This is a genomic window from Schnuerera sp. xch1, from assembly GCF_019931165.1.
In the GTDB taxonomy this organism is placed as follows: Bacteria; Bacillota; Clostridia; order Tissierellales; family Tepidimicrobiaceae; genus JAIOUP01.
Genome location: NZ_JAIOUP010000017.1, coordinates 18,761 through 30,827 on the forward strand (window position 1 = coordinate 18,761; position 12,067 = coordinate 30,827).

Below are 12,067 nucleotides of genomic sequence, written 5' to 3' on the forward strand. Positions count from 1 at the left end.
TTTCATCTTAAATTAACTGAAATACTAAAATTCCCACTATTATCCCCAACAATGCTCCAGATATTACCTCAAGTATGGAATGTATCTTACCTTCAACTCTACTTTCGCCTACAAGAAATGCTACAATAAATGCAAGTGTACTTACTAACATATTGTTTGCAACAAATGCAATTATAGTAGCTATACAAAAAGATACAGCTGAATGTCCACTAACAGTACCACCTTGAAAAGGTGTTCCTTTTCCTTTATAACATATTGCCTTAATCCCAATGGTTGATACTATAATTAATACTAATGCTATAAAAGTTAGATGAATGGGAGAATTTTTCATTTTGAACAATACTAAATGTGTAATAGGATTAAGCCTGTCAAAAAACAACAAATATCCAACTACTAAAGCATTAAAAGCAGCAATTAATACTCCTCCAGCAGCTAAATCCTTTGCTAATCTAGCTAATGGATGATAATCTTTTGTTAATATGTCTATTGTTCTTTCAACTGCTGTATTTATCATCTCCGCCAATAATACAAGAGTTATAGAAACAAATAGTACTATAAGCTCGATTCTCGTAAAATCAAAAAACAAACTCATTATAATAATACCAGTTGCAATTAAAAAATGAATTCTTAAATTTTTTTCAGTTTTTAAAGCATATATAATTCCATTTACAGCATAATTAAAACTTTCGATAAGATTTTTTGATTTCTTCATTATTTGTTGAAATCTCCCCTATCCTTTTTTTAATATATGTAATTTTTTCATCACTTCTTTTTCTTTATTCCTCATAATCTTAGCTTCGTCTTGTTGCATATGATCATATCCTAGTAGATGAAACATACTATGGACTGACAAATATGTTATTTCTCTAAGCAAAGAATGATTATATTCAATGGATTGTTTAAGTGCCATCTCAGCAGATATTACAATATCGCCTAACATTTTTATTGGAATTAAATTGTCGTCATCTTCTTCCATAACGAAAGATAATACATCTGTCGCACTATCAATATTTCTATAATTCTTATTTAATTCTCTAATCTCATCGTTATCCACAAAAGAAACACTGATCTCATAGTCTAAAGATCTACCTTCCAAAATTAAAGATTCTCTTATTGCATCTTTTATCGATCTGAATATACTCTCATTTAATTCCACTTTATCTTGTCTATTAACAATAAATACTTCCATTTTTAAGCATCTCCTTTTTCGCTAGACAAATCTGAATCAGATATTCGGGCCATCATATAATTTATCCTATTTTGCCTTATGATAAAAAAGAGACAATCAATGATTATCATGTTTTTCATATGCTTCTATTATTCTCTGTACCAAAGGGTGCCTAACGATATCATTTTTAGATAGATTAACAAAATCTATACCTTTTACATCTTTCAAAATCTTTGAAACTGTAACTAAGCCTGAAGATCTACCTTTAGATAAATCGATTTGTGTTATATCTCCAGTTACTATTGCTTTAGAACCAAATCCTAATCTAGTTAAAAACATTTTCATTTGTTCATTAGTAGTATTTTGTGCTTCATCCAATATTACATAAGCAGAGTCTAATGTTCTACCTCTCATATAAGCTAAAGGTGCTATTTCTATAAGCCCCTTTTCCATTAATTTAGAATAAGTATCCGATCCTAAAATATCAAATAATGCATCATATATCGGTCTAAGATAAGGATCTACTTTTTCTTGTAAATCTCCAGGTAAGAAACCTAAACTTTCTCCTGCTTCTACAGCGGGTCTTGTTAAGATAATTCTTCTTACCTCTTTGTTTTTAAATGCGTTTACTGCCATCGCCATCCCTAAATAAGTTTTGCCTGTTCCAGCTGGACCTATTCCAAATACTATGTCATTATTTTTAATACCATCTACATATCTTTTTTGACCTAAAGTTTTAGGTTTAATACTCTTCCCTGAAGCAGTAATACAAATAACATCATTTAAAAGATCTTTTACTTTTTCTTCTTTCCCTTCAAGTATCAATTGTATAGTATATCTTAGTTCTTGTTTAGTTAATCTTTTCTGAGCTTTTATAATCTCCACTAATTTATGAATTAATCTTTCGCCTAACTCTACAGAAAGTGTATCTCCAACTACAACTATTTTATCTTCCCTTAGAATCATTTCTATATTTAATTCTTCCTCAATTATTTTAAGATTTTCATCAAATTTACCAAATAATTCAGGTATTAGCTGATTATCTTCGATAAATATTTGTCTTTCATATTTTTTGTCTTTCTTCAATCTATATCCTCCTTATAATTTGAGTCAATAATACTTTTTTCTCCTATATCTTCAATTACTTCTATAACTACATGAGTTGAAAGCACATTATCTTTAATTGAATGTCCTACATCCTTAGATTCTATTTGAGCGCCAGATGATAATTGTTTATTTAACTCTTCTACAGCTTTAATATGGTTTGATTGTTTCAACAAGTCTATATTTTGTTTTATTTCTTCTTTTTTCACTTCCTTATATTCATGAACCAATAATTTTATTGGTAAATTCAAGTCGATATCAAATAATTTTACTTCTCTAACACTTTCAATATAATCCTTATAAGGAATATCTCCTTTGAAAAATTGAACTCCTTTATTGCCAATTTTCAATTGACGTCTCTCATATACTCTTCCTGTTTCTTTTTCGATAGTTTTTATTATAGGTTCATTGATTATTTGTGAATATACTGTCTTTGCTAATACTTCTCCCTCTGCATGCACAAATATCTGTTCTTCAGAATATTCGTCAGAAATTACTCCAGTAATGAGGGTTTGACCTTTGTCTACAACATCTCCTTTTTTAACTACTGCTTTTCCATTTCTTGCAATGGCCTTTTCTATTACACCTCGTTTAGAAGCAATTATATTACAAGGTGTATCAGTATCAATTTTTTCTGGAGGTAAATCCTGTTCTTTTACTTCTATTATAAGCTTTGTTCCTTTTATATCTACGGATAGAAAAGAAAAAATATCAAATTCATTTAACAATAAATATTCTATATAATCTTTATCTAATTTATATTTTATTATACCTTTTTTTATATTCTCTTGTTCTAACACTGATCTTATATCTTCTGTTTTAACTTTATCATTCCCAATAATTTCAATATGCCAAATTAAAGAAGATAGAAAGATAATTATACATAGAAAAATTACAAATCCAAGTCCTAACATCTTTCTATATCTTAATTTGTAAAGAATGAAAGGTAATCCTTTTTTATCTACAATCTCAGTTCGACAACCTACTTTTTTTACAACTTCTTTTAAAGCTTTAAAACCATCTATAGTTGCTTTCATTTCCAATAATGTATAATCTATTCTATTGATATCCCAAAGATATATATCATTGTTTGCAGCTAAGTTTAAAAACCTCTCTAAAGTCAGTCCTTCAACTCTAATAATAACATATCCCCTGAAAAAATTCCATGTTTTTATAGTTTCCATCTTCACACCCCTTAGCTGATTATTTGTATTCCCTCAATATTTCCTCTTACAATTATCTCCTCTGAAAGAATCGTTTTTAATTTTAAATTATTCCCAGATATTTTAATTACCCCTATATTTGAGTTAATTCTAAGAATTTCTTGTGTATATTCTATAATACCTTTATGATTGGAGATATTAAGCTGAATATTTCCAACCATAATAATCTTAGGCAAATCTAATACTATGTCTTTAGGTAATTCCAATGCTTCTGAAATATTATATTTAAAATTTTCCATTTTATTATCCATTGATATACCTCCTCTGTAATAATTTTATGCCTGATGTAATATGAGTATTACAGAGTAAAAAGTAAAAAGCATATAGGTTACTATATGCTTTTTCTCTGATTTCTAAGGCCTTTAGGATCTGATAATATTTCAGAATATATTATGCCTTTTACAATGTCATTTTTTGATTTTAACATTGAATGTGATAAACCTTTTCTGTTTTTGTTTTTTTTCTTTTCAATTAATGATTCTTTTCGGTCATCATCAGAATACTGATCTTTGAAAGGTTTTTCATGATATATATTCTCGCTTTCAGTTCTTTCTGGTTCTTTAGACTTAACCTCTTTTTGGAATGAATTTTCCATTTCATCTCTTGTAATAGTTTGCTTTTCTTTATTTAAAGGAACTACTGTAGCTTGAGGTGTATTTGCCCGATTCATTAATTGTTTTTTTCTTTTCTTCTTAGCCATTTCAATTTGTTTTTTATCACTTATACTTTTTGTGATAATATTTAATACAATTACAATAATAAAAATAAATATAGTATTTGGGAACATTTTATAATCCCCCTATTCTTCTCTATCTTCTCTATCTTCTTCACCAGCCATCTTAGATATTGAATTTCTCATATCAGTATCTGCCAACACATTCTTCATATTATAATAATCCATAAATCCTATATTTCCTTCTTTAAGAGACGTTGCTATAGCTAGAGGTACTTCTGCTTCTGCTTCTACTACTTTAGCCTTCATAGCTTGAACTTCTGCTATCATCTCCTGTTCCTTAGCTACTGCCATAGCTCTTCTTTCTTCAGCTTTAGCTTGTGCAATACGCTTATCGGCATCTGCCTGTTCAGTTTGAAGTTTTGCACCAATATTTCTTCCCACGTCTACATCTGCAATATCAATAGATAATATTTCAAAAGCTGTTCCTGAATCTAAACCCTTTTCCAGTACAGTTTCAGATATTAAATCTGGATTTTCCAGTACATCTGTATGTGCATCTGAACTACCTACAGTAGTAACTATACCTTCGCCTACCCTTGCAATAATAGTTTCTTCTCCGGCACCACCTACTAGTCTTTCGATGTTTGCTCTGACTGTAACTCTTGCTTTTGCAATAACTTCAATGCCATCTTGAGCTACTGCTGCAATTTGGGGGGTTTCTATAACTTTAGGGTTTACACTTACCTGTACTGCCTCTAGTACATTTCTCCCTGCTAAGTCTATTGCCGCGGCTCTTTCAAATGGTAACTCAATATTAGCCCTTTGGGCTGCAATTAAAGCGTCAACAAGAGTATTTACATTTCCACCTGCAAGATAATGTGCTTCTAATTTGTCTACTCCTAATGATAATCCTGCTTTTGTAGCTTTAATCATAGGATTTACTATTCTCGATGGAACAACTCTTCTTAACCTCATACCTATTAAGGTACTAATCTTAATTTTAACACCAGAAAAATACGCTGTAATCCATAACCCAACAGGTATAAAAGTAAAAAATAGTATTACTAATATAATTATCAATATTGCAATACCAACTGTAAAAATAATCGACCCTTCCATACTTATAACCTCCTAACAATTATTTTTGATCCTTCTACCTTCACCACTTTAATCTTAGTGTTTTTGGGAATAAACCCTCCATCAGATAATGCATCTAATCTATTATCATCTATTTTTATAATCCCTGAAGGACGAAGTTCCGAAACAGAAATTCCCTCTTTACCTAAAAGATCTGTCCTGGTTGAAGAACTTAGATATCCATCCTCATCTTTTTGGTTTGTTGATAATATAACCTTATCTAAAATTTTACTTCTATGTCCTTGCTTTATTAATATTATAGTAATTATTGCAGTTATTATAATAGATATGCTTAATGACATAAGAGCTGATTGCAACGATCCCATTGCTAATATTATCCCTACAATAATTAATATTATACCAGATATCCCTGGTAATCCAAAACCTGGAGCTATAGCTTCTATAATAAGAAGTATTAAACCAACAATAAAAATTATTAAAGATGTCCATTGAGAATTCCCCACCATTATATTACCAGCAAAGAATAAGCCAAAAGAAATTATACTGATGATCCCTCCAATTCCAAAACCAGGAGTAAATATTTCTATTACCAAACCTACAAATGCTATCGTTAGTAATATAGTATTCATCTGAGGACTAGCTAACATTCTAGCAAATTTTAGTTCCAAGTTCTCTTCTATTTTTACAATGTTATTATACGAAATATCAAAATAGGAAAGAAATTCTGCATAGTCATTGGATACAAAATCAGCAATTCCATACTTCAATGCTTCACTACTAGTTAGGTTTACTAATTTCCCTTTTTCAGAAATACCCTCTATATATATATCTGAATCTGCCATTGCCTCTACTATCTGAGTATTTCTCCCTCTTTGTTCAGCTGCATTTCTTAAAAAACTTCTCCACATAGACAATACCTTTTCTGTATTCGGTATAGTCTCTGCTGAACCAATAGTAGAGCTCTCTGCCATTACTACTTTCTCACTTGAAATTGTTATTAACACTCCTGCTGATTCTGCTTTATTTTTAACAAATGAAATAGTAGGTACATTTAAATCCATAATCAAATTTTTGATCTTTTCTGTATAATCAATTACTCCACCATAAGTGTCTATCTCAAAAATTATTGCTTTAGGTGATTCCCTCGTAATTTTAGTCAAGGTTGAATTTAAAAAATTATAAGTAGCCTGGTTAATCTCTCCCTTAATTGGTACAACATAAACATTTTCTTTATCCTGTGCGAAAACAATTCCATTAAAAAGTAAAATAATTAATAAGCTCAAAATTACAACGGTCTTTCTTTTCACTATACTCACCTCCTACCTCTATTATACTAATACCATTATTATATTAATACCCTAAGGATAATACAATAAATAAAAGTTATACTTCATTATATGTTATAAAAAACCTGGGATAAAAATTGATCCCAGGTTTATCTTAAGATTTGTCTAGTTATCTTATTAACTGTATTGCCATCAGCTCTTCCTTTAACCTTTGACATTACAGATTTCATCACTAATCCTATATCCTTCATGGACTTAGCATTCACTTCATCTATAGTCTCACTAACAATTTCTTTAATCTCTTCTTCTGTTAACTGTTTAGGTAAATATTCAAGTAAAATTTCAATTTCTTTATTAGTTAAATCGACTAAATCTTGTCTTTCTCCTTTTTCAAAATCCTCAATTGCATTTCTCTTTTCTTTTAATTGCTTGGATATGATTTCTAATATCTGTTCGTCGTCTAATTCTATTCTCTTATCAACTTCTTTTTGCTTTATAGCAGCTCTAACCATAGTAATAGTATTTTTTCTTATAGAATCTTTATTTTTCATAGAGCTTTTTAAATCCTCTATAAGTTTGTCCTTCAAAGACATAAATTCACCTTCTCACTAATATCTTTTAGTTTTTTTTCTCCTAGCTGCTTCAGATTTCTTTTTACGTTTTACACTTGGTTTCATATAATGTTCTCTCTTCCTATATTCTTTAAGAACACCTGAACGAGCGCATTGTCTTTTAAATCTTTTTAGTGCATTGTCAAGAGATTCATTGTCCCTAACTTTTATTTCTGACATCGGATTCTTCCCTCCCCTCTTCAACTACCAAGAGTGCTCCCATGCTGTCTATGGTAAACAGAATATATCACGAAACAATTATACATTAAGTTTAAAATTTATGCAACTAAATTTTAACCCGGCGGCCATGAAAATTTGCGATCTCCCAGTACATGAAAATGTATATGAGGAACTGTTTGACCTCCAAGTTCACCACAATTATTCACAACTCTATAACCTTTTTCTTTAATTCCTAACTGTTTCACCAATTCCTTTATGGTAAGAAATATATGTCCTATCAAAGTAGAGTCATTTTGATCCAACTCATTTAAAGACTTTATATGTTTTTTAGGAATCACTATTATATGCACAGGAGCTTGGGGATCTATATCTTTGAAGGCAATAAGCTTATCATCTTCATATATAATTTCCGATGGGATTTCCTTACTTACTATTTTACAAAATATACAATCAGTCACCTTCTCACCTCCTCACATTCTTATATCTATTATATTCTATATTAATGCAATAATCCCTTTATTTTTCCTATTAAAATATCATTTTCTTTTCCAGTTATTTTTACAGGTAATATTTTTCCTTGGATATCCTCTATTGTTTCAGCCTTCACCCTTATATAATTTGTAGTATATCCTTCAAAAACTCCATCTTTATTTTCTTCAAAAAGAACGTTTACAGTTTTACCAATAAAACGATCGTTAAAATTACTCATTAGATTATCTCCTAAATTTATTAATATTTCACTTCTACTATGTTTAATTTTCCCATTGATTTGATTCTTTGATTTACTTGCCGGTGTTCCTTTCCTAGGAGAGTATTTAAATACATGGATTCTAGAAAAGCCAATGCTCTTTACAAAATCATAAGTCTCTTTAAATTCTTTTTCGGTTTCGCCTGGAAATCCTACTATTATATCAGTAGTAATACCAGCATCTGGCATATACTTTCTTATTAAATCTACCGTTTTCTTATATTCATCGACAGTATATTTTCTGTTCATTCTCTTTAGCACAGTATTGCTTCCACTTTGTAAGGATAAATGAAAATGATCACATAATTTTTTTACTTTTGTTGCTTTCATCATAAAATCCTCGTCTATAAACGTTGGTTCCATTGAACTTAAACGAATTCTCTCTATATCATCAATATTACTTACCTGTTTTATAACATCTAACAAATTGATGTTACCTAATTCCTTACCATATGATGCTATATGAATTCCGGTAAGAATAATTTCCTTAAAATTGGCCTGTGCTAATTTTTTAGTCTCTTTTAATATGTCATCAAGTTTTCTACTTCTTATAGGCCCTCTAGCATAGGGAATAATACAATAACTGCAAAATTGATTACATCCATCCTGTATTTTTATATAAGCTCGTGTCTTAGACTTTACATCCTCAATATTTAAATTTTCAAAGTCTTTATGTCCTTTCAGATTCTTAACAATATTTATCTTTTTATTTTCACGTTTAGCTTCCTCACAAAGCTCTACCACTTTATCTCTATCAGTAGTTCCAATAACTATGTCTACACCTTCAACCTCTTCAACTTCTTCTGGTGCTACTTGAGAATAACAACCTACTGCTGCTACTATTGAATCGTTATTTATTTTTTTAGCTCTTCTAATAAACTGTCTTGATTTTCTATCTCCTAAGTTGGTCACAGTACATGTATTTATTATATATACATCTGCCCTTTCATTGATATCTACTATTTCATATCCTCTCTTTTCAAACATCTCTTCCATAGCTTCTGTTTCATATTGATTTACTTTACATCCTAATGTGTAAAATGCTACTTTTTTCACATAATCACTCCTAAATCTCCAAGCTCATATAAAATAATAGAAGCTGTAACTATACCTGCAGTTTCGGTTCTAAGAATTCTATTTCCTAAAGTTATAACTTGTCCTCCTATATCCTTCAATGCCTGTATTTCTTCTTTTTCAAATCCTCCTTCAGGTCCAATAATTAGATTAACTCTTTCTCCTCTAATTTTCTTCAATGCTTTCTTTAATCCATATGAATTTTCCATTTCATAAGGTATTATTATATTCTTTTCTTCCTTTAATATATCTATCATTTTATCGAAACCAACAACATTATTAACTAAAGGTATTATATCTCTTTTACTCTGTTTAGAAGCTTCTTCAGCTATATTACTCCATCTATTTATCTTGTTTTTTTCCTTCTTACTATCTTTAATTTTCACGACTGTTCTTTTAGTAACTAGCGGATAAAATTCCTTTATTCCTATTTCAGTGCCCTTTTGAATGATTAAATCCATCTTACTTCCCTTAGCAATTCCTTGAAAGAGTACTATATCAATTGGAGATTCATTTTTGCCATTATAACTGTCTAATATTAAAACCTCTACTTTATCAGAAAATATATTTGAAATTTGACAGGTATAATGTTTACCCTCAGAAATTATTTCTACTGTATCTTTAGGCTTTAATCGTAATACATTTTTAATATGTTTAACATCTTTTCCAGTAATTTCAATTATATTTTCTTTTACTTGCTTGCTACCTACAAAAAATCTATTCATATATCCACCTTATTCTTTAGTAGCCACTATTAATACCCAATTATTCATGACCTTTATTTCTAAAATTTTAAATCCACAATGAATTAATCTTTCTTTAACTCTCTCTGTTTTCTCATCAATAATTCCAGATGCAATAAATATTCCATGGTCTGTAAGATATTTTTTGATGTCTTCTGCCATATCCATAATAACCTCTGCTATAATATTAGATACTATTATATCAGCTTTACCTGAAATATTATCAAACAAGTCTCCCTTTCTTACCTTAACTCGATCTTCAACTTTATTTAATCTAATATTTTCATTAGAAGCCTTAATACATAAATCATCAAGGTCTACTGCAACTATATCTTTTGCACCTAATTTTGCTGCTATGATGCTCAATATTCCACTTCCGCAGCCTATATCATAAACTATACTATCTTCTTTTACATACCGTTCTAATGCCTCTATACATAGAGTTGTCGTCTCATGAGTTCCAGTACCAAAAGCCATCCCAGGATCAAGTTCAATTACTATTTCATTACCTTTTTGTTCATACCCTTCCCAAGCAGGTTTTACTACTATTTTTTCTCCAATTTTAATAGGTTTATAATATTTTTTCCATGCTTCCGCCCAATCCTTTTCATAAACTTCACTTACAGTTACTTGGCCTAAACTTTTACCATTCTCTTTATAAGGAATTCTTTCAATATTATCTTTTACCAATTCGATTTTATCTAATAGATTCTCATTTTCTGGGAAATAGGCTTTAATTATAACTCCTTCATAATCCTGTTTGATAAGCTCTGGATCTATAAAATCCCAATCTTCTTCTGATTGTTGAAAGGCTAATATATCATTTGGATCTTCTATAGCTAATCCTGTAACTCCTAGTTCATACATAATATTGGCCACTAATTCCTCAGCTTCCGTAGTAGTTTTGATTTGAACTTCAGACCACTTCATAGCTTTCACATCCTTTTTTAATCTCACACTATTATACCCTAAAATAACTAAAAATACCACATCTAAAAACAATCACTCTAATAGAGTGATTGTTTAATTTCCAAATGCATCCTTCATTTTTGAGAAAAATCCTTTTTTACTTTTTGTTATATCTTCTCCACTCTCTTTAGCAAACTCTATTAATAATTCTTTTTGTCTTTCTGTTAATCTTTCAGGCACTTCTACCTTTATTTTAAAATATAAATCTCCTCTACCAATTCCTCTTACATTAGGAACTCCCATATTTTTTAATCTAAATTGGGTTCCAGTTTGGGTTCCTTCTGGAATAGTGTACTTAGTTGTTCCTTCTAAAGTAGGTATATCTATTTCAGTCCCTAATGCCGCTTCTACAAAAGATATTGGAATTGTATAATATATATCATTTCCATCTCTTTTAAATATACTATGTTCTTTTACATTTATATAAACATATAAATCACCTGAAGGACCACCTCTTTCTCCAGCTTCTCCTTCTCCTCTTATGGAGATGATAGAACCAGTGTCAACCCCTGCAGGCACCTTTACTTTAATCTTTTTGTTTTTAGTTTCCTTTCCAGTTCCAGAACATGTAGTACACTTTTCTTTAATTATCTCTCCTGTACCATTACATTTATCACAAGTGGCTGTTCTTACAAATTTTCCAAAAGGAGTTTGTTGAGTGTATCGTAGTTCTCCAGTACCATTACATTTATTGCAGGTCTCTTTACTGCTTCCTGGTTTTACTCCAGTGCCATCACAAGTTTTACAAGGTTCTGATTTTCTAATCTTTATTTCCTTCTCTACTCCAAAAACTGCCTCTTTAAATTCCAAATTTAGGTTATATCTTAGATTAGCTCCTTTAACTGGTCCTTGTCTTCTAGCCTTTGAAGAATTTCGACCAAATCCACCACCAAAAATATCAAATATATCATCAAATATATCGTCAAATCCTCCAAAATCTTGACTGTAACCACCTTGACCATTAACACCAGCATGACCATAAGTATCATATCTTCTTCTTTTTTCTGGATCACCTAATACTTCATAGGCTTCATTGATTTCTTTAAATCTTTGTTCAGATTCTTTATTGTCTGGATTTAGATCAGGGTGATATTTTTTAGCTAATTTCCTAAAAGAAGATTTTATTTCGTCCTGACTAGAATCTTTTGATACATTCAGTATTTCATAATAATCTCTCATTTAACATC

Annotated in this window: 15 protein-coding genes; all 15 read right to left on the reverse strand. The window is 30.1% G+C overall.

Annotated features, from left to right (window positions below; genetic code table 11):
- Nucleotides 1-7 precede the first annotated feature (7 nt).
- Nucleotides 8-712: a diacylglycerol kinase gene (locus tag K8M07_RS10775; RefSeq protein WP_223378744.1), complete on the reverse strand. Its 705-nt coding sequence runs from the start codon at nt 710-712 to the stop codon at nt 8-10.
- An 18-nt stretch (nt 713-730) separates the two neighbouring features.
- Nucleotides 731-1,189, reverse strand: a complete 459-nt coding sequence (ybeY, locus tag K8M07_RS10780) for an rRNA maturation RNase YbeY (protein WP_223378748.1) — start codon at nt 1,187-1,189, stop codon at nt 731-733.
- 96 nt (nt 1,190-1,285) lie between these two features.
- Nucleotides 1,286-2,254 carry a PhoH family protein gene (locus K8M07_RS10785; protein ID WP_223378751.1) on the reverse strand — a complete coding sequence of 323 codons (969 nt, stop codon included), beginning with the start codon at nt 2,252-2,254 and terminating at the stop codon, nt 1,286-1,288.
- Entirely contained in the window at nt 2,251-3,456 is a 1,206-nt protein-coding gene (yqfD, locus tag K8M07_RS10790) for a sporulation protein YqfD (RefSeq protein WP_223378753.1), read from the reverse strand. Before yqfD ends, K8M07_RS10785 begins: the two co-directional genes overlap by 4 nt.
- A gap of 11 nt (nt 3,457-3,467) precedes the next feature.
- Entirely contained in the window at nt 3,468-3,746 is a 279-nt protein-coding gene (gene yqfC, locus K8M07_RS10795) for a sporulation protein YqfC (RefSeq protein WP_223378755.1), read from the reverse strand.
- Nucleotides 3,747-3,826: 80 nt separating this feature from the next.
- Entirely contained in the window at nt 3,827-4,282 is a 456-nt protein-coding gene (locus tag K8M07_RS10800) for a hypothetical protein (RefSeq protein WP_223378757.1), read from the reverse strand.
- A gap of 12 nt (nt 4,283-4,294) precedes the next feature.
- A complete protein-coding gene (floA, locus tag K8M07_RS10805) occupies nt 4,295-5,290 on the reverse strand; it encodes a flotillin-like protein FloA (protein WP_223378759.1) in 996 nt (331 codons plus the stop codon).
- 2 nt (nt 5,291-5,292) lie between these two features.
- Nucleotides 5,293-6,576 (reverse strand): NfeD family protein, encoded by a 1,284-nt coding sequence (locus K8M07_RS10810; RefSeq protein ID WP_223378761.1) that lies wholly within the window; start codon nt 6,574-6,576, stop codon nt 5,293-5,295.
- Nucleotides 6,577-6,704: 128 nt separating this feature from the next.
- Entirely contained in the window at nt 6,705-7,148 is a 444-nt protein-coding gene (locus K8M07_RS10815; RefSeq protein ID WP_223378763.1) for a GatB/YqeY domain-containing protein, read from the reverse strand.
- 15 nt (nt 7,149-7,163) lie between these two features.
- Nucleotides 7,164-7,346 carry a 30S ribosomal protein S21 gene (gene rpsU, locus K8M07_RS10820; protein ID WP_223378765.1) on the reverse strand — a complete coding sequence of 61 codons (183 nt, stop codon included), beginning with the start codon at nt 7,344-7,346 and terminating at the stop codon, nt 7,164-7,166.
- Nucleotides 7,347-7,459: 113 nt separating this feature from the next.
- Nucleotides 7,460-7,804: a histidine triad nucleotide-binding protein gene (locus K8M07_RS10825; RefSeq protein WP_223378767.1), complete on the reverse strand. Its 345-nt coding sequence runs from the start codon at nt 7,802-7,804 to the stop codon at nt 7,460-7,462.
- Between the two features lie 41 nt (nt 7,805-7,845).
- Nucleotides 7,846-9,150, reverse strand: coding sequence for a tRNA (N(6)-L-threonylcarbamoyladenosine(37)-C(2))-methylthiotransferase MtaB (gene mtaB, locus K8M07_RS10830; RefSeq protein WP_223378769.1), 1,305 nt, complete (start codon nt 9,148-9,150; stop codon nt 7,846-7,848).
- Nucleotides 9,147-9,893, reverse strand: coding sequence for a 16S rRNA (uracil(1498)-N(3))-methyltransferase (locus tag K8M07_RS10835; RefSeq protein ID WP_223378771.1), 747 nt, complete (start codon nt 9,891-9,893; stop codon nt 9,147-9,149). Before K8M07_RS10835 ends, mtaB begins: the two co-directional genes overlap by 4 nt.
- Nucleotides 9,894-9,902: 9 nt before the next feature.
- Nucleotides 9,903-10,868 (reverse strand): 50S ribosomal protein L11 methyltransferase, encoded by a 966-nt coding sequence (gene prmA / locus K8M07_RS10840; protein WP_223378773.1) that lies wholly within the window; start codon nt 10,866-10,868, stop codon nt 9,903-9,905.
- A gap of 66 nt (nt 10,869-10,934) precedes the next feature.
- Nucleotides 10,935-12,059, reverse strand: coding sequence for a molecular chaperone DnaJ (gene dnaJ, locus K8M07_RS10845; protein WP_223378775.1), 1,125 nt, complete (start codon nt 12,057-12,059; stop codon nt 10,935-10,937).
- Nucleotides 12,060-12,067 lie beyond the last annotated feature (8 nt).

Coding starts and splice junctions, on each gene's coding strand:
- yqfC (WP_223378755.1), bottom strand. CDS start 3,746: ATGGATAATAAAATGGAAAATTTTAAATATAATATTTCAGAAGCATTG.
- floA (WP_223378759.1), bottom strand. CDS start 5,290: ATGGAAGGGTCGATTATTTTTACAGTTGGTATTGCAATATTGATAATT.
- K8M07_RS10775 (WP_223378744.1), bottom strand. CDS start 712: ATGAAGAAATCAAAAAATCTTATCGAAAGTTTTAATTATGCTGTAAAT.
- K8M07_RS10815 (WP_223378763.1), bottom strand. CDS start 7,148: ATGTCTTTGAAGGACAAACTTATAGAGGATTTAAAAAGCTCTATGAAA.
- yqfD (WP_223378753.1), bottom strand. CDS start 3,456: ATGGAAACTATAAAAACATGGAATTTTTTCAGGGGATATGTTATTATT.
- K8M07_RS10800 (WP_223378757.1), bottom strand. CDS start 4,282: ATGTTCCCAAATACTATATTTATTTTTATTATTGTAATTGTATTAAAT.
- dnaJ (WP_223378775.1), bottom strand. CDS start 12,059: ATGAGAGATTATTATGAAATACTGAATGTATCAAAAGATTCTAGTCAG.
- ybeY (WP_223378748.1), bottom strand. CDS start 1,189: ATGGAAGTATTTATTGTTAATAGACAAGATAAAGTGGAATTAAATGAG.
- rpsU (WP_223378765.1), bottom strand. CDS start 7,346: ATGTCAGAAATAAAAGTTAGGGACAATGAATCTCTTGACAATGCACTA.
- K8M07_RS10835 (WP_223378771.1), bottom strand. CDS start 9,893: ATGAATAGATTTTTTGTAGGTAGCAAGCAAGTAAAAGAAAATATAATT.